We start from the raw sequence: 16,767 nt of genomic DNA on the forward strand, positions 1-16,767 counted from the left end.
AAATATAACCATGCCAACCAGTGGCAAAGAGAATGGTGACGCTGATGTTCGATCCCGTGTTGTTGCGCAGCTTTGTCGCCGTGGTGGACTGCGGCAACTTCACCCGCGCCGCCGAGCGCCTGCACGTGACCCAGTCCACCGTGAGCCAGCAGATCCGCCGCCTGGAAGAGGCGGTGGCGTGCCAGTTGCTGGACCGCGACCAGCGCCGCGTGGTCGCCACCGCCGAGGGCGAACGCTTGCTGGCCTATGCGCGGCGCATCCTTGCATTGCATGAAGAAGCCACCGATGTGTTGATCAACCAACAGAGCGACGGCGTACTGCGCCTGGGGGTGCCGGAAGACTTTGCCGCAGAGCGCCTGATGCCGTTGCTGTCGGCATTTGTGCTGGCCTATCCACGGGTGCGCCTGGAGGTCACCAGCGGCCTGGGGCCCGAGTTGCAGCGCCAATACCGCAGTGGTGAATTCGACGTGTTGCTGGTCAAGCAGATGGGCAGCAGCGATGACTGCCTGGCCTCGTGGCCCGAGCCGCTGTGTTGGGTCGACAGCCGCAGCACCCCGTGCCTGGGGCGCGACCCTCTGCCGTTGGTGGCATTCCCGGTGGGCGGCCTGTACCGCAATGAAATGTTGCACCACCTGGAAGTGGGCGGCTGGCGCTGGCGCATCGGTTATTCCAGCGCGAGCCTGGCCAGCGTGTGTTCGGCGGTGGCGGCGGGGTTGGGTGTGAGTCTGTTGCCGCGACGGGTCGTGCAGCCAGGGCATGTGGAACTGGGGCCGGACAGCGGTTTGCCCGTGGTGCAAGGCGTGCGCCTGGCGTTGTATGCCCGTCATGGCCTGAGTGCTGCGGGGCAGTGCTTACAGGCCGAACTGTTCGATTTGTGCGCAAACAGCCCCGTTGAGCCATGCCTTAACTGAATATTTTGTATGCCTGAAAAGCATCAAAAAAAACACCTCGGCGCCAGGCCACGCCGGCCGGGGCTTTGGTGTTTGCAGAGCATTCGTTTATTCAAATTTGATCTATCTATAACTTCAAAGATTACTTTAAGAGATAAGCGTCTGGCCCCGATGATTCAGCCCTCGACGGCCTTCCACGCAGGCCCGTCGGTTTTTCTGTTTCGAAACCGTAGGGAGTCAATCAATGGGCAATGTCCAGACCGCCGCCAGTGCACCCGAGGCGCAATGGCGCCAGGCACCGAGTGGTGAGTTGGTCGACCTTGGCCGGCCGCACCGCGCGCCGTTGGGGCAATTGCGAACACAGCAAACCCCAAAGCGCTTCTCCAGCCGCCGCGAAGGGATCCTGCTCGGTTTGTTGGTACTGGCTCTGCACGGTGCAGTGATTTATTGGGTCAGCCAGAAACCCACGCCGGTGCTGTCGATTGTGCCGCCGGAAATTCCGCCGATGACCATCGAATTTTCCCAGCCGGCACCGCCCGTGGTGGAACCGCCACCGCCTGTGCCGCCACCACCGCCACCGCCTGTTGTCGAGCCACCGCCGCCGGTGGTGGATGAGTTGGCCGCCAAGCCGGCGCCGCCCAAGCCGATTCCAAAACCCAAGCCGAAGCCGGTGCCAAAGCCTGAGCCCAAGCCCGCACCGAAACCGGTGGAGCAGGCGCCCACGCCACTGCAACCCGCGCCACCGGCCCCCGCGCCCGCTCCGCCCGCGCCAGCCCCGGTGACACCTGCTTCGGCCAACGCCGCGTACCTCAAGAACCCGGCGCCGGAGTACCCGTCACTGGCGCAGCGTCGCGGTTGGGAAGGCACGGTTTTATTACGGGTGCATGTACTGGCCAGCGGTAAGCCGGGCGAGATCCAGGTCCAGAAAAGCAGCGGTCGCCAGCAACTCGACGACGCCGCACTGACCGCCGTGAAGCGGTGGAGCTTCGTGCCGGCCAAGCAGGGCGATGTGGCCCAGGACGGCTGGGTCAGCGTACCGATCGACTTCAAGATTCACTAACTATTGCGCTGCGGTGTGCACCACACGCCGCGACTTGTACAGAGGGAAAACATCATGGCATTAGCATCTCCACTTGAATCCATCGAAAGCGCGGTGATCTGGCTGCTGGTGGTCTTTTCGGTCGCCACCTGGGGCCTGGCCCTGCTCAAGGGCGTGCAGTTCGGTCGCCTTAAAGCGCAGGATCGCAAGTTCCACAAACAGTTCTGGGCGGCGTCGAGCCTCGACTCGGCCGCCGAGCTGGCCGAAACCCAGCCCGGCGCCGCTGCGCGTGTGGCCCAGGCCGGTTACGCCGCGATCCAGGTCGGGGAAGCGCCGCATGCGGCCGACCTGAGCCAGGCGATCAACCACCAGGACCGCCTCGAGCGTGCCCTGCGCCAGCAGATCGTACGTGAGCGCCGCTCCCTGGAAACCGGCCTGGCCGTGGTCGCCAGTATCGGCAGCACTTCGCCGTTTATCGGCCTGTTCGGCACCGTGTGGGGGATCATGGAAGCGCTCAAGGGCATCAGCGCCGCCGGCTCCGCCAGCCTTGAAACCGTGGCCGGCCCCATCGGTGCCGCCCTGGTTGCCACTGGCGTGGGGATCGCCGTCGCGGTGCCGGCGGTGCTGGTCTACAACTACTTCCTGCGTCGCCTGAAGCTCACGGCGGCGGACCTGGATGACTTTGCCCACGACTTCTACAGCCTGGCGCAGAAGAACTCCTTCCGTGTGCTGCTGCACCCGGCCCTGACTAAACATGCGCCGGGCAACCCGCAAAAAGTGAAGGAGGCGTCCTGAAATGGCCTTCTCCACACAAGACAGTGATGAGGTACTGAGCGAGATCAACGTCACGCCCCTGGTGGACGTGATGCTGGTGCTGCTGGTGGTGTTTATCGTCACCGCGCCGCTGTTGACCAACGCGATCCCGATCAACCTGCCCAAGACCGAGGCCGTAGCCCCGGTGGAGCAGAAGGACCCGCTGGTGGTGAGCATCGACGGCGCCGGCAAACTGTTTATCAACAAGGACGAAATCCAGCCGGACCTGCTGGAATTCAACCTGCAGGCGGCCAAGGCCAAGGACCCCGAAGTGCGGGTGCAACTGCAGGCCGACGACGGCGTGAATTACGGCGAAGTGGCACGGGCCATGGCGTCGATTGAGCGGGCAGGGATTACCAAATTGTCGGTGATCACTGCGAGGTAAAACGGATAGCAACAGACATTGGCGAAGACGCCGAGGCCATCGTGCTTTTATCTGAGCGACCACAGCGTGCGACTTATACAGGCTCCGGCTACTGATCGCATGCAGCAGTCCTCAAGCGCTAAACGTCAGGCTAACGCAGCGTCCAGCCCCGCGATCACAGCCACCTCGGCAATCTAAACCGCTGACTCGGCTTCATTCTTGATGGTTACCATTGGAAATTGCCTATGAACATTGCACGTGTACACCTCAGCCCTATATTGACATTGCCCCAGGGTGATAAAGACCCTCTTTCAATCCGAGCGAAAGCGCTGGTATTTGCCGACCCCCGATCTCGGTCGTTACTGGGGTATCTAAAAAAGGTGGCGCCCAGTGACGCACCCGTGTTGATCAATGGTGAGACGGGCACGGGTAAGGAGTTAGTGGCACGCTACATTCATTCGAGCAGTGGCCGCACTGGTGCTTTTATTGCGGTCAATTGCGGTGGGATTAGCTAGACGCTTACTGAAAGCGAGTTCTTTGGCCTCGAGGCCGGTTCGTTCTCCGGCGCTGTCGGTCGGCGAGCCGGCTGGTTCGAGGAGGCGGATGGAGGAACGCTGTTTCTAGATGAGATCGGCGATTTGCCGTTGCCTTTGCAAGTTAAATTGCTGCGTGTTCTACAGGAGAAGGAAGTGGTTCGCGTCGGCTCGCGCAAACCGATCAAGATCAACATACGATTGATGACGACTATCAACGTCAATTTGGAACAGGCCATTGGGGCCGGTAATTTCCGGCTCGATCTGCTCTATCGGATAAACGTCGCTCAATTGGAAGTTCTGCCGTTAAGGGCGCGTCCCTTTGATATCCTGCCGCTGGTGGAACACTTCAGGAGCGTCTACAGCGCCCGCCTGAAAATCAACGAGCCTATGCTCTCGGAGTCGGCCACTCAGGCGCTTCTGGATTATCCCTGGCCGGGGAGCATTCGTGAGCTTGAGAATGTTGTTCACTTGGCGATACTGGTGGCTGGCGATAGACCGGCGCGCTCCGAGCACTTGAAGGTGCAAGTTCTGACGGTGTGCAAAAGCTTCCCAAGAAGTGCTTCGTGAACAGTTGCAGCGATTGTTCGATGTTCCAGGTGATTCGCTATTGCATGATATCGAGGAGTTGATGGTGCGCGAAGCTTTTGCCTACTGCGACCCTGAGCTTCAGGCTTGTTTGACCCGGCCGGATGCGTTTCCTATACGACGTAACTTAGGCCATTTCAACTGCGCGCCCACGTGAATCGCTTCCTCCAAATGGGAAAAACCGACAGAATAAAACAGTCCACCCCCAACTGATGGTACTCTTCGATTCGCTCCGCCACCTGCGCAGAGCTGCCGACCAACGCTGTTCCCGCGCCGCCGCGTACCAAGCGTACACCGGCCCAAAGATTGGCTGACCCTAAAGTTCTCGAGCACCGGACACACGGCCCTGCATCAACTGCGTCTGCCTGTTTTGCCCCACCTAAGTTTGCCCATGGGCCGCACCGACACGCTCGGCGGCTTCGGAGGCGCCGCCAAAGTAAATAGGAGTACGTGCGCGCCTGGCGCAATCGGCGTCTTAATGCCGCTGCGGTACTAACGCCCTTGATGCGTGGGCGGTTAGGCTGCGCACACCGCCTGGAACACCTGTAGAAACTCTGCGGTGTGTGCGTTACGTTCATCTTATTCGAGAAAATCACCAAGGGAACGTTTTTCAAAACGGCTGGAGCCAGTCACCATATGCAACGCCAGGCGGCTTTCACTGATTTGCAACGTCCCCGCGCGGGCCAGCAGCTCAGTACCCGGTCGCAGCGTCAGGAGGAACTTCAGGCGGCGCGCTTCCTGGGACAGCACCGCAGTGATCAGCCACGAGTCTTAAAACCCGGCAACAATCCGACCTTTGTCAAGCCTCTGCTGGTGAGAGGATGGCCATCGCCATTGGTGGGTAAAAAACAGTACAGTTGGATCGGTGGGCGTACATCATCTGTCATGGCGCAGGCGCTCCTTGCGCAAGCCCTGTTGAAAAGGCAGCGGTAATACCTGCTCGCCAAAGCGCAGCACTTCGCTGACTGACAGTCCGTCTTCCAAGATCAGATGATTCAAGCCAATTCCGTGCGGCTCTTGCAGGCGTGTAGCGACTTGTTGCGGGGTGCCCACCAGGATCAGCGGTTGTCGGGCTTCCCGCTGCTGCAGGTTGGGATGCACTTCCCACTGGCGCAGCGGGTGGCGTGCACGGGATAAATTGGCCAGTGGGGCACGGGCAATTGAGCAGCCGATAATAAAGTGGCGGCGGTCTCCCTGGTGAGGTCCTCGCTTTCGCCGAGGATCAACCCAAACGTACGGCAAAGTTGAGCGTAGGTTGATCCGGCGCTAGCGCTGTATCTACTGGGCCAGTCTTAGTGGGTAGCTAGGCGCTAACATGCAGATCACCTGCACCTGGTAATCCGCTCGGGAGCGATTCTGGACGCCGGTTTCTTTATAGGTGTTGAGCCAGAAAGCTTTGTCTTCGGTAATTTTCCAGAACAGGCCCGGGCCAAAGCCCAGCACCTTCTCCCGGGAGTCGGTCAGGGTGTTGCCGTTGACCTTGTCATCCGAGATCTGCCGGAAGTAGTAGCCGTTTATGCCGACCGAGACCTTCGGAAATACCTCGTACGAGGCGGTGAAGTTGGCCCATGCCGATTGTCCTGACTGGGTGTCACGCACCGCTTTCCCTTCAAAGAACTGCTGCGAACTGCTCGCAGGGTCGTCGTTCTTGAAGTTGTACAGGTAGTTCAGCCGCCAGCTCACTTCCCAGCGAGGCGCAGGCATCCAGGTCGCCGCCCAGTAAGGGTTCAGCGAGAAGTGGTTGGACCCGGGATTCAGGTCTTTGTCTTTGTCGTACTTGCCTGTTGGCAGAATAGTGTCGAAGGCCATGCGCTGCACAAAAACCGGCCGGCCATTGGCGTCAATGATCGGATCGAACTGGACCTGGGGCCCGACCGTCACATCGCCCAGGCCGGTAGCGTTGTCCTTGAGCTTGGCGCCGTTCTCACCGAAGTCGCCGTCCAGGGAAACCACAGGCACCAATAGGCTCCAACCCAGGTGTGCTCCCCCTGCGAAGGTGTCTGGTGAGTAGTAGTTCAATTGATTGATCATCGTGATGACGTTGATCTTCGGATCATCGAAGACGGCGTTGTTCTTGCCACCGTTGGTCCTGATGCTGCTGGCGGTGCTGAATTTCAGGTAGGTCTGGTGAGCCAGCCCGGGTGGCCCTGCAAATCCTTCGTAGAAGCTGGTGCCGCCCAGGTTCATACCGCTGGGTTGGCTTACGGAAGGTGGAGGAGGGCCGTCGGCTGCATGGGCGGCAAATGAGGCGAAGCTGAGTGCCAGGCATGCTGGCAGGGATTTGGTCAGACTCATCGAAGTGGCTCTATTCTTGGAATTGTGAGCGGGGGAATCTCCCCTGGCACTTCGACTTTAAGCCACCGGTGGTGCGTAATGCTTGAGCGCAACCGCCAGAGTTGACTGAGCGTGCCATGATGGGACGATGATGCTCAACGCGCACTATGCTGAGGCCATCGGCGAGTTGAAACTGGCTTGAGGTAGAACCCAGTAGCGTGTCTTGGAATAATCCCTTTCGGGAGTATCAGTTTTTGTGTGTTCGGGTTGGTTAGGGCCTGCCGTCAAGCAGGCCGTTGTTTTACCAACTCGGTCTGGTGAATCGGTGTCCGTACAGGATAGCAAATTGACTCATTGCCACTTTCCAGTCGTGTGCCGCATGGCCCCAGTTGGCTGTGATATTGCCAACCCAAGTCATATCGGTTTCGTGGCGGCCTCATTGGTAGGGAAGTGCCCTCGAGATCTTGATGATCTTGCGTAGCTCATTGATGCTTTCGATGGCATTGGTTGTATAGACCACTTTTCTGATACTCGCCGGTAAGACAAAAAAGGTATAATACGATCCCAACCTCGAGGCCATACAGCAACTAGTCGGATACTGCTTACCCCAAGGCCGCGCTTCAAAGGCGTTAAGCTCTTGCTCGGCCACATCGGCATTGATTGCCTGGTAAGATCGGCTTGAGCGCTTTGGCCAGTGCCGGACGCTTATCTAAGCGGCATAGTCCAGCTGTTGCCGATCAGATGCACGATGCAGGTTTGCAGCGTTGTGGCAGGAAAAACTGCTCCAAAGCCTCCGGTATTCCTTTGAGGCCATCTGTGACGGCGATCAGAACATCTTCTACCCCCCCCTCCCCGGGTTCTGAGGTTGTTTAAGACCTTCATCCAAAACTTGGCGCCGTCGGTACTCTCGATCCAGATCCCCAGAGTGTCGCGTGTGCCATCGGGTAATACCCCCAGCGCCAGATAAATAACGTTGTTGCGCACTAACCCCTCGTCCCGGACTTTGACCCGTAGCGCATCAAAGAGGATGACCGGATACATAGGCTCCAAGGTGCCCTGCTGCCAGGCGCCGACTTCTTCTATGACTGCATCGGTGACTGAACTGATGAAGTCATGGGACACGTCGGTTCCATGCTGCTCGGACAGAAAAACGCGGATCTCACGTACCGTCATGCCCCGGGCGTACATGGCGATTCTTTTGTCGTCGAAGCCTGTAAAGTGTAAGCGTCCTGAAAATTTATCTATCTAGACCCGCAGTCAAGACATGGGTTGATATCTAGTTGTTGCCCCAAACAGCTCGTCATTTCCCAGATGGGGAAACCACATCTTGCCAGCCATCCATCAATTCCATATTTTGCGCAACGAGCCGGCAGGGCTTGCCAGTTGCCTTGCGACAATTGCTGAGGGCCTGCTGTCGCGCTGTCTTGAGTGAGCGCGCGCCGTAGTACCAATAAATGCCGCTACTCTCCTTGGACATTGCCATCGCTTTCTCGGTAACGCTTTGAAGATAAGCCTCGGCGCCCGCACGGTCTTCGGGCACCAGCCTCGAAAGCAGCGGCATTAATGCGCTGTCGTCCATGGCAGGAAACCGGTTGCGCCTGAGAAAATCTTCGATATATGGCTTTAAAAGTATATTAGCCTCTTGTTTGTAGAGCGTGTGCCCATCCCTACCGAATGGGGGTAGCAACGCCAGCTCAGCGCTACCGCCCCACGAGCGATAACTCGCGATCATCCGGGCAACAAGATCCGGGTTGAAAAACGGATCATTCTTGGCGTAAATCCAGAGTGTTGGCGTTGGGTTGTCTTTGCCGAATTTCGTTAGGTTTCGCACAAGATCGGTTTGATATAATGAGCAATCAGAGTCGGCAGAGCCCACATTCGTGTAGTGGTAAACGCCGCCAGAGATGTTGATTACCGCTGCCAATGGATGACCTGGTTGAGCCGCCAGGTCTAGCATTGAAGCTCCGCCGATAGAGATACCAACACCTACTGCCAAAGATGGATCGACGTCTGGACGCTCGCGCACAGCCGCCAATGCGGCGCCAAGTTCTTTGCCATGCGCATCGAGAAACCGGGCCACATTGGGATCGGTGCAGGTTCCCCCTTCATTCATGAAGGTTCCGGTCGAACGGCCATAGCCGGGCCATACAATCGATGCGGCAAGCCAGCCACGGTGCGCAAAGTCGTGAGCGATATGAGCAAGCCAATCGGCATGTGCGGTAGACGGAGATGTTGCCGCCGAGCCGTTAACAATCAGTGCGATGGGGAAATTCTGCCCTTTTACGGGGCGGACGATCAATGCTTCGATTTTCTCAATATGGGAGTCGATCTGAATCGGCAATAAGAACTGTTCTTCGCGTACCAATATGTCGGCATGAGTTTGGCTTGCACAAAGCATCAGACCAAACATGATAGTCATGAAGCGTCGCATCGATTGCATTTAGAACACTCGCTCATACGTTAGAAGCCAAGCTTACACTGATGCGGCAGTAGCTGATCAACGTACGCGGACGATGAATAGACCTTAAGAAAGCCTAAATACGGTAAGCGTCTGCGGATCGCGCGGTGCGCTCGGTGAATCATCAGATGAACATGGCAAAACTCCCCATGCACCGTGACTTAGCTGGCTTTGACTTCAGCGCTTCCAGCGCTGATGCCCGGCTGGTCAGCGATCTATCCAGCTTAGCGTTCACTGAAACCGAGCAGAATGTCGTGTTCATCGGCGGCCCTGGAACCGGAAAAACACACTTGGCCAGTGCCTTGGCTGTATCCGGAATTACGGCCCACAACAAACGCGTGCGCTTTTTCTCCACGGTGGAACTGGTCAATCTGCTGGAGCGTGAAAAGTACGATGGTAAGGCAGGCCGCATCGCCCAGGCACTGCTACGAACAGACCTGGTGATACTGGATGAGCTGGGGTATTTGCCCTTCAGTCAAAGCGGCGGTGCCCTGTTATTTCACCTGCTGTCCAAACTGTACGAACACACCAGCGTGGTCATCACCACCAGCCTCAGCTTCTCGGAATGGTCGAGTGTGTTTGGCGGCGCCAAAATGACTACGGCGCTGCTGGATCGGCTGACACACCACTGCCATATCGTTGAAACAGGCAACGAGTCTTACCGGCTGCAACACAGCACATTGGCTGCCCAGACAAAGATCAAAACACGCGAACGAAAGCGAAGGGACGGAAATGATATCGAGGACGATGAGCCATTTTGATCCGCACCATAAATGCCCTGCTGCATGCGGTGGGGCTTGATGCGTCTTTAATCGGAACACTGCTGCTAAGCTTATCCACAATTGCTGGGACAGAAATCAGCAATCCGTCCTGGCTCAATTTTCAATCGGCAGGGTGGGTCAGTTTTCAATCAGCGCCAACACTCAGGGTCGTATTTCCCGCCACCTGTACGGGAAAAGCGCATTCCAAAGGACAACGGCAAGGAGCGCATCCTTGGCATCCCGACGGTCTCCGATCGGGTGGCTCAAGGGGCGGTGAAACGTTATGTGGAGGCTGTGATCGATCCGATTTTCCATCCTGATTCGTATGGGTACAGGCCCGGAAGATCGGCCCACGATGCTTTGCGTCAATGTTCCATTCGGTGCCGTCGTAAGAACTGGGTATTGGAAGTGGATATCAGCGCGTTCTTCGACCACGTTGGGCACGACCTGATCATCAAGGCTCTGGAACATAACCAGATGCCGAAATGGGTGATCTTGTACTGTCGACGCTGGCTGCAAGCGCCGATGCTGAGTGAGACGGGGTTGCTTCAGGAACGGGGACGAGGGACACCTCAAGGGGGTGTGATGTGATCTCGCCCTTGTTAGCCAATTTATTCCTGCATTACGCCTTTGATCGTTGGATGGACAGGACACATCGCGGCGTGCCGTTTGAACGGTGATGGTGAGAGTCAGTGCTTCAACACGATCTTTCCAGACGCACCTGCTGCCATTGCATCATGCGCGGCCCCGATCTGCGCCAATGGAAATACCTGGCTAATCGGAATAATCAAGTGTCCCTGCGAAGCGGCTGCTAACACCGCATCTAGCGTTGCTGCATCAGTCTGGTGATAGAGTTCATAGATTGTTAAGCGGTTATTGATGTTCGCCCCTTCGGGTACCGGCACGATGCTCGCGACTCGACCGCCGTCCCGTACATGCCCGATAAGATTAAGGGCCACCGGCGTCGCTGCACTAATCGCAAAGTCGAACACCCGTTCTGCGGCGGGCACTGTAATGTCGAGTGCCTGCCCGGCCAAACTGCGAGCCTCCTCCAGGCGCTCAGGCCGGGACACCGGCCACTGGTTGTGCACCAATCTGTTTGATGTATTGCACAGCGGCTCGACCCACAGCGCCGAGTGCTCCTGAAATCAAAACACAATCACCAGCTTTGATGCGCAGCGCATCAACTTTGATGCGCAGCGCATCAACGGTCTGCCGGCCCGTAAGTCCTGCCTTCACCAACGTCGCACCTTGCTCAAAATCAAGATTGTCTGGAAGTTTCGCAACCGAGCTGGCGGGCAACACCCCGTATTCGGCATGAGCCCCCCTACCGTTCGCGGTGAAGTCTCCGACCACTCGGTCGCCAACCGCGAAGCCCGTCACGCCCTCGCCGAATTTTGCCACAATGCCAGCTGCATCGCCGCCTAAGATGGCCGGAAACGGCAACGGAATGTGTTGGGCCATGTATCCCTGCCTGAGTATCAGGTCAAAAGGGTTAACCCCTGACGCTTCGATCTTGATAAGCACCTCACCGGCGCCCGGTTCTGGGGTCGGAACCTCTTCAACAACGAACTGGTCGGTACCACCATAGGCTTTCAGAAGAGCAGCTTTCATCATCGATCTCCAGATGGGTGTTTCGTGCCGCGCGCTCGGGTCGCTATCGCGGTGCGGGCGGATTTTGAGTTCAAAGTAATCGGCGAAGGTTTGAGGAGCGACGCGCGATGTTGTCGAGCGCCCATGCACCACCGCCGGCGAACGCAAGGAAAAGGAACACGAAGCAGAACATGACGGCAGCTTCACCCATGTTGAGCACGGGCCAGAAGCCATGCGGGGCGTGGGCGATGAAGTAGGCGACTGCCATTTCCCCCGAGGCGACGAATGCTGCAATACGAGTGAACAATCCGAAGGTCATCAATGCTCCAGTGATGATCTCGATCAACCCTGCGACGAGCATAATGGTGGGCAGCGGATAGGCCATGCCTGGGATCTGTGCCGGAAATTCGAATAATTTCATTGTCGCGTGTTCGAGGAACATCAACGCTATAACAATCCGCAGAACGGAGAGAACTCGGGACGTCCAAGCAGGGGAATTGAGCATGTTATCTCCTAAGGGATTGGCAGGCTTACGATTGAAGCGGCCTTTGGACTAATTGGCTTCACCGCTGGTGCGGCTAACCTCATGAGGGTGTTTCAGAGTAGGTGGCATCCCGAATCGGAAACTCGATGCGGTGATCCCTCCAGCGAAGTCAGACTGGTGGAAGGTGACGGCCCCGAGTTCGTCTGCGGCTGCCCCTAAGGCGACCATCAGCGGGATCAGATGATCTTCTCGGGGATGAGCTGCGCGGGCGCAAGGTGCCTGCTCCCAATTCATAAGGCGGGTTACCCTTTCATCTGGGGCAAGGTGTATCAAGGTCTGTTGCAACCAGGCGTCGAATTGGCGCGATGGTTCATATGCTTCGGGACTGCGCATGGCGCTGAGGTTGTGGTAGCTAAGGCCGCTGCCCACAATCAGCACGCCCTCATCACGTAACGAGGCCAGTGCACGGCCTACTTCAAAGTGGGCTTGCGGCTCCAGCTTCGAATCGAGCGAAAGTTGCACAACCGGGATGTTCTCTTCCGGGTAGAGGGGCTTCATCAGGCTGAACGTGCCATGGTCGAAGCCTCGGTCGGGATCCAGGGTCGCCTCGATACCTGCGGTTATGAGCATGTCGCGCACACGCCGCGCCAGTTCGGGCGAACCTGGGGCAGCGTAGTTGATGCGGTAGAGGTAATCAGGGAAACCGTAGTAATCAAACAGCATGCCGGGATTGGCGCCGGACGAGATGAAAAACCCCTGTTCCTCCCAATGCCCGGAAACCACAAGGATGGCTTTCGGCGCGCTGCCCAGCTCGGTACGCATCTCGATAAGCGACTGCTCCAACTTGTCGAATACATGGCGAAGGTCCCCTTTCATCCAAGGCCAGGGGCCGCCCCCATGGCTTAGGAAATAGGTGGGAAGACGGGAGCTAGGTATAGAGTGACCTTGCAGCTTAGGCATAGAGTGACCTTGCAGCTTAGGGGAAAGGAAACTTGCTGACGGTATTTCTGCTAGAAGGCTATCATTTCTTCTGAGTTGAACAATCCAGCTTTTGTTGATGGATAATTTCCTTTAGGTTGATGATCTATGGATACGCTTTTGAGCATTCGAGTGTTTTGCGCGGTCGCGGAGCATAAGAGCTTCACAGCCGCAGCTACCCGGCTTGGCCTCTCGCCGGCGATGGCGAGCAAACATGTTCATCATCTGGAAAATAAGGTCGGTGCTCGTCTGCTAAACCGTACGAGCCGCCATGTCAGCTTGACCGAGACGGGGCAACTTTATTTCAGCCAAACTCGACCCATGTTAGAGGGATTGGATGAGGTCGAGGCTGCTGTGAGCAGCATGACGGTGGCACCAAGTGGCACGCTGAAACTGAGCGCACCGGTCTGGGCTGCTAATTCCCACTTTGCTCGTGTACTTGCTGAATACAACGAGCTCTATCCTGATGTGTGTTTTGATTTGGATTTGAGCGGACGTATGGTCAATCTGGTAGACGAAGGCATCGACCTTGCGTTGCGCGCGATGACCTCTGCCAGCCTTGACCCCGGCTTGGTAGCGCGTCCACTGATGGATGTGCATTTTCATCTCGTTGCATCCCCCGCCTACCTGAATCACGCTGGTCGCCCGGTTGTGCCTAGTGATCTCAACGGGCACGCGCTCCTCATGTATAGCGGCGTAAACTCCAGCAAAGGCTTAATCCTGAAGGGGCAGGAAGATGAAGGGCCTGTGAAGTTTCGAGTCGTCATGCGCAGCGAGAACGAAACCATGCTGCATCTAGCTGCTCTGGAAGGAATGGGGCTGGTCTTTCTGCCTGCGTGGATGACACAAGTCGATATCGCGAGAGGCAGTCTGGAGAGGGTTTTACCCGAGAAGGTCATGTTCACTACGACGCTGCACGCAGTTTATCCGAGTCGTAAATACCTCTCCGCTAAGGTGCGTACGTTCATAGATTTCCTTTCTGCCCGTCCCAACCTCCGCAACCGCGGCTGAATCAGCATTCCAAAGGACAACGGCAAGGAGCGCATCCTTGGCATCCCGACGGTCTCCGATCGGGTGGCTCAAGGGGCGGTGCTCAATAGCAACGGTAGTCCTCCTGGCACTCGATCTCATGCAGTAACCACAAACCTTTAGCTTTGCTGTCGGTGGCGCTTGTCGAAGATCAAGGCTGGACATTTTCCGCCTACCTTTTCGGTTAAATTCAGGCGACCTAAGCTTAATAAAAAATCGTTGCATTCATAAAGGAGGACTCATGAGAACAATCATCACCGGCGCAACGGGAGGCTATGGGGTCGCTCTTTGCCGCCAGGCCAAGCTCTGTGGGCACTATGTAATTGCCGTTAGTAAGTCCCCTGAAAAATTGCAGGCGCTCTTGCGGAGTGGGTTAGCCGATGAGGTATTTGGACTATTTAGCGGAGGGCTTGGACGCCAACCTAACGAATTTTGAGAGCCACCTGCATAGCAAGGGGCTGACGACGGTCGACCTGCTGATCAACAATGCTGGAATCGGCAGTAAGCAGCATTCGCTGTTCGATGAAAGTGCCGATGAGTTCAGGCGAGCGCTTGAAGTTAACTGCATTGGCCCTGGACAATTGATCAGGCGGTTGGCCGCCTCGTTCTCTCTGGAAATAGTGGTCAATATCTCCTCACGCCGTGGCTCGGTTGCTCAAAACTCCGATGAACGCATTTCCAAAGCCGGCTGTTCCTATACCTACCGAGTTTCGAAATCAGCACTCAACATGCTGTCGCTATGTATCGCTGATGAACTGGGTGAGCAGTTGCTGAGCTATACGGTCCATCCCGGACGGCTGCGCACAGGGATTGGTGTTCAAGGGGCAGAAATGACGGCCCAGGATTCTGCTGTGCGGCTATTTCAATTGATAGCAGCGCGCCCTGATCCTTTCATGTTTTACAGTTTGGAGCATGAGCAAGCGCAAACCTTACCTTGGTAACAGACCAGTAATTCATGTTTGAGCGTCCGGAGCACACCCCATGCGTAGTTAAACGGCCACCCACTTATGCGGTAGCAGATCCGTAATCTCACTCGCCCGCTGCGTCGGCAGCCGCGTGAGCACATCCTTGAGATAAGCATATGGGGCATGTCCATTGATGCGCGCTGACTGGATCAGGCTCATGATCCCTGCGGCCGCCGCTGCGTAGCGACCCAGCAAACAGCCAGTTCGACCGCCCAAGCGCCCACGGCCGGATCAAGTTCTCGATCTGGTTGTTGTCGATGGGCACAGCACCATCCTCCAGGTAGCGCGTCAGCGCTACCCAGCGTTTAAGGCTGTAATCCAGGGCCTTAGCCGTAGCAGAGCCCTCGGGTACAAGTTCGCGTTGGGCCAGCATCCACTCATGCAGTTTTTCAGCGATGGGCACCGCCGTTTCCTGGCGTAATCGCCAACGGTCTTCGTCGCTCATTTCTTTAGTGTGTCGCTCGACTTCGTACAGCCCGCCAATCGAGTGAAGCGCCTGCTCCGCCAACTGGCTTTTATTGGCAATATGCAAGTCGAAGAACTTGCGGCGTGCATGGGCCATGCAGCCGATTTCTGTGATGCCTTGTTCGAAGCTGGCCTTGTAACCGGCGAAGTCGTCACAGACCAGCTTGCCGTTCCAGGTGCCCAGAAAGTTACGCGCATGTTCGCCGGCACGGCTGGGGCTGAAGTCGTAGACCACAGCTTTGAGTGCCGAAAACGGCGTAGTGCTGTAAGCCCAGACATAAGCACGGTGGGTTTTCTTCTCGCCGGGCGCCAGCATTTGTACCGGCGTTTCATCGGCGTGAACCACGCGCTGGGCCAGCACCACTTCGCGCAGCGCATCGACCAGTGGCTGAAGCTGCTCGCCGGTTTGACCCACCCACTGCGCCAGTGTCGAGCGTGGGATTGTCAGGCCGGCACGGCCGAAGATCTTTTCCTGTCGATAGACCTTATCGATCACCTGCGGCGGTACCGGGGCCTGGATCAGTGTTTCGCACTGCCGGCAGGCCCATTTCCCACGCACATGCTGTTCGACGGTGAACACGCCCGGCGTGTAGTCCAGCTTCTCGCTGACGTCTTCACCGATACGCTGAAGTTGGCAGCCGCACGCGCACTGAGTGTTGTCTGGCTCGTGATGGGTCACGGTGCGCGGGAACTGCGGCGGCAGCGGCGCACGTTTGGGTCGCTGGCGTGGTTCTGCCTGTGCGGGTGCGGGATGAAGGGCTTTTAATTCCGCCTCGATGGCTTCAAGGTCGGTGTTGAGCAGGTCATCGAGCAAGCTGGCTTGCGCCGGGCTGATCTGCTCGCTGCGCTTGGCAAACTTGTGCCGCTTGAGAATGGCGAACTCGTGAGTGAGCTGTTCGTTGACCGTCTCGATTCGATGGATCTTCTTGCTCATGGTGTCGACCTGGGCCTGCAATTGCTCGGCCAGCGCGCGGAGCTGTTCTGGGGTCATTTGGTCGAGATTGGGCAAGAAAGTCATGCCGCCGATTGTGCCAGAGCAGACGCGGGACGACGACAAGTAGACGGGCCAAATGGCCGGCGTTTACAGCATGCTAATCACACCGCCGGCGCCAACGCGCTGCCACGGCAGGCCCAGTACCAACGCCTGGAGTTGCTCGCTGTCGAGTTCGACCTCGCAGCCATGGCGAATGCCAGGCCAGTGGAATGCCTTGGTTCAGTCGACGCGCTGCAAGCCAGACGCCCACGCAATCGTGCACCAGCTCTTTCATCCGGTTAGCCCGGCGATTGGCGAACAGATAAGCGCAGTGCGGCTTCGCCGCACCGAACCCCGTGATCATTCGGGCTAATGCGGTTTCGGTACCGGCGCGCATGTCCATCGGCTCGGTGGCCAGCCAGATGACATCGATGCGGATCATTGAGTGACAGCCCGAATAAACTGCGCGCAGTCTTCAGGATCTGACGTTGGCCATTTCACCGTGATCACTTGCTCGGCCATGGGCAACTCGATGATCACTGGCGCTTCGGCTGGCCGTT

19 protein-coding genes and 4 pseudogenes are annotated in these 16,767 nt (G+C 57.4%); 10 read left to right on the forward strand and 13 right to left on the reverse strand.

The window, feature by feature from the left end:
• Positions 1-44: 44 nt before the first annotated feature.
• From V6M90_RS26320 to V6M90_RS30345, 6 genes and pseudogenes are all read left to right on the forward strand, one after another.
• Positions 45-911: a LysR family transcriptional regulator gene (locus V6M90_RS26320; RefSeq protein ID WP_332847381.1), complete on the forward strand. Its 867-nt coding sequence runs from the start codon at positions 45-47 to the stop codon at positions 909-911.
• Positions 912-1,134: 223 nt separating this feature from the next.
• A complete protein-coding gene (locus V6M90_RS26325) occupies positions 1,135-1,950 on the forward strand; it encodes an energy transducer TonB (RefSeq protein ID WP_332847382.1) in 816 nt (271 codons plus the stop codon).
• 54 nt (positions 1,951-2,004) lie between these two features.
• A complete protein-coding gene (locus tag V6M90_RS26330) occupies positions 2,005-2,724 on the forward strand; it encodes a MotA/TolQ/ExbB proton channel family protein (protein ID WP_027607855.1) in 720 nt (239 codons plus the stop codon).
• Position 2,725: 1 nt separating this feature from the next.
• Entirely contained in the window at positions 2,726-3,127 is a 402-nt protein-coding gene (locus V6M90_RS26335; RefSeq protein ID WP_034148436.1) for an ExbD/TolR family protein, read from the forward strand.
• 224 nt (positions 3,128-3,351) lie between these two features.
• Positions 3,352-3,888 (forward strand): annotated as a pseudogene (locus V6M90_RS30340) (sigma-54 factor interaction domain-containing protein); the annotation flags it as partial.
• A 90-nt stretch (positions 3,889-3,978) separates the two neighbouring features.
• On the forward strand, positions 3,979-4,209 hold the full coding sequence (locus V6M90_RS30345; RefSeq protein WP_456300341.1) for an AAA-type ATPase lid domain-containing protein: 231 nt from the start codon (positions 3,979-3,981) through the stop codon (positions 4,207-4,209).
• Between the two features lie 141 nt (positions 4,210-4,350).
• On the opposite strand, the pseudogene V6M90_RS30290 reads toward V6M90_RS30345, so the two are convergent.
• The 7 genes and pseudogenes from V6M90_RS30290 to V6M90_RS26370 all read right to left on the reverse strand — a co-directional run.
• A pseudogene (locus V6M90_RS30290) lies at positions 4,351-4,535 on the reverse strand (alkanesulfonate monooxygenase); the annotation flags it as partial.
• A gap of 271 nt (positions 4,536-4,806) precedes the next feature.
• The gene (locus V6M90_RS26345; protein ID WP_332847383.1) at positions 4,807-4,977 is read right to left on the reverse strand and encodes an LLM class oxidoreductase; all 171 of its coding nucleotides are present in this window, start codon (positions 4,975-4,977) and stop codon (positions 4,807-4,809) included.
• 126 nt (positions 4,978-5,103) lie between these two features.
• Positions 5,104-5,226, reverse strand: coding sequence for a hypothetical protein (locus V6M90_RS26350; protein ID WP_332847384.1), 123 nt, complete (start codon positions 5,224-5,226; stop codon positions 5,104-5,106).
• A 279-nt stretch (positions 5,227-5,505) separates the two neighbouring features.
• Positions 5,506-6,522, reverse strand: a complete 1,017-nt coding sequence (locus V6M90_RS26355; RefSeq protein ID WP_332847385.1) for a SphA family protein — start codon at positions 6,520-6,522, stop codon at positions 5,506-5,508.
• Between the two features lie 415 nt (positions 6,523-6,937).
• The gene (locus tag V6M90_RS26360) at positions 6,938-7,150 is read right to left on the reverse strand and encodes a transposase (protein WP_332847386.1); all 213 of its coding nucleotides are present in this window, start codon (positions 7,148-7,150) and stop codon (positions 6,938-6,940) included.
• A gap of 56 nt (positions 7,151-7,206) precedes the next feature.
• Complete coding sequence (locus V6M90_RS26365; RefSeq protein ID WP_332847387.1) at positions 7,207-7,689, reverse strand: transposase; 483 nt, start codon at positions 7,687-7,689, stop codon at positions 7,207-7,209.
• 112 nt (positions 7,690-7,801) lie between these two features.
• Positions 7,802-8,920 (reverse strand): hypothetical protein, encoded by a 1,119-nt coding sequence (locus V6M90_RS26370; protein WP_332847388.1) that lies wholly within the window; start codon positions 8,918-8,920, stop codon positions 7,802-7,804.
• 134 nt (positions 8,921-9,054) lie between these two features.
• Between V6M90_RS26370 and istB the strand changes: the two are divergent.
• Positions 9,055-9,720: pseudogene (istB, locus tag V6M90_RS26375) on the forward strand (IS21-like element ISPsy20 family helper ATPase IstB); the annotation flags it as partial.
• 81 nt (positions 9,721-9,801) lie between these two features.
• Positions 9,802-10,311, forward strand: a complete 510-nt coding sequence (locus V6M90_RS26380) for a reverse transcriptase domain-containing protein (protein WP_332847389.1) — start codon at positions 9,802-9,804, stop codon at positions 10,309-10,311.
• A 98-nt stretch (positions 10,312-10,409) separates the two neighbouring features.
• On the opposite strand, the gene V6M90_RS26385 is transcribed toward V6M90_RS26380, so the two are convergent.
• The 4 genes from V6M90_RS26385 to V6M90_RS26400 all read right to left on the reverse strand — a co-directional run bounded on the left by V6M90_RS26385 (position 10,410) and on the right by V6M90_RS26400 (position 12,757).
• A complete protein-coding gene (locus tag V6M90_RS26385; RefSeq protein WP_332847390.1) occupies positions 10,410-10,757 on the reverse strand; it encodes a zinc-binding dehydrogenase in 348 nt (115 codons plus the stop codon).
• A gap of 22 nt (positions 10,758-10,779) precedes the next feature.
• The gene (locus tag V6M90_RS26390; protein WP_332847391.1) at positions 10,780-11,334 is read right to left on the reverse strand and encodes an NADP-dependent oxidoreductase; all 555 of its coding nucleotides are present in this window, start codon (positions 11,332-11,334) and stop codon (positions 10,780-10,782) included.
• Between the two features lie 70 nt (positions 11,335-11,404).
• Complete coding sequence (locus tag V6M90_RS26395) at positions 11,405-11,818, reverse strand: DoxX family protein (RefSeq protein ID WP_332847392.1); 414 nt, start codon at positions 11,816-11,818, stop codon at positions 11,405-11,407.
• Positions 11,819-11,866: 48 nt separating this feature from the next.
• Complete coding sequence (locus V6M90_RS26400; protein ID WP_332847393.1) at positions 11,867-12,757, reverse strand: DODA-type extradiol aromatic ring-opening family dioxygenase; 891 nt, start codon at positions 12,755-12,757, stop codon at positions 11,867-11,869.
• Positions 12,758-12,883: 126 nt separating this feature from the next.
• Between V6M90_RS26400 and V6M90_RS26405 the strand changes: the two genes are divergently transcribed.
• A complete protein-coding gene (locus V6M90_RS26405) occupies positions 12,884-13,786 on the forward strand; it encodes a LysR family transcriptional regulator (RefSeq protein ID WP_332847394.1) in 903 nt (300 codons plus the stop codon).
• A gap of 428 nt (positions 13,787-14,214) precedes the next feature.
• Positions 14,215-14,745, forward strand: a complete 531-nt coding sequence (locus V6M90_RS26410) for an SDR family NAD(P)-dependent oxidoreductase (protein ID WP_332847395.1) — start codon at positions 14,215-14,217, stop codon at positions 14,743-14,745.
• Positions 14,746-14,793: 48 nt separating this feature from the next.
• On the opposite strand, the pseudogene tnpC reads toward V6M90_RS26410, so the two are convergent.
• Together tnpC and tnpB are read right to left on the reverse strand one after the other, a co-directional pair.
• Positions 14,794-16,252, reverse strand: a pseudogene (tnpC, locus tag V6M90_RS26415) (IS66 family transposase).
• 73 nt (positions 16,253-16,325) lie between these two features.
• Positions 16,326-16,649 (reverse strand): IS66 family insertion sequence element accessory protein TnpB, encoded by a 324-nt coding sequence (gene tnpB / locus V6M90_RS26420; protein WP_332847396.1) that lies wholly within the window; start codon positions 16,647-16,649, stop codon positions 16,326-16,328.
• Positions 16,650-16,767 lie beyond the last annotated feature (118 nt).

The sequence above is a fragment of the Pseudomonas lactucae genome, assembly GCF_036688725.1.
GTDB lineage: Bacteria > Pseudomonadota > Gammaproteobacteria > Pseudomonadales > Pseudomonadaceae > Aquipseudomonas > Aquipseudomonas lactucae.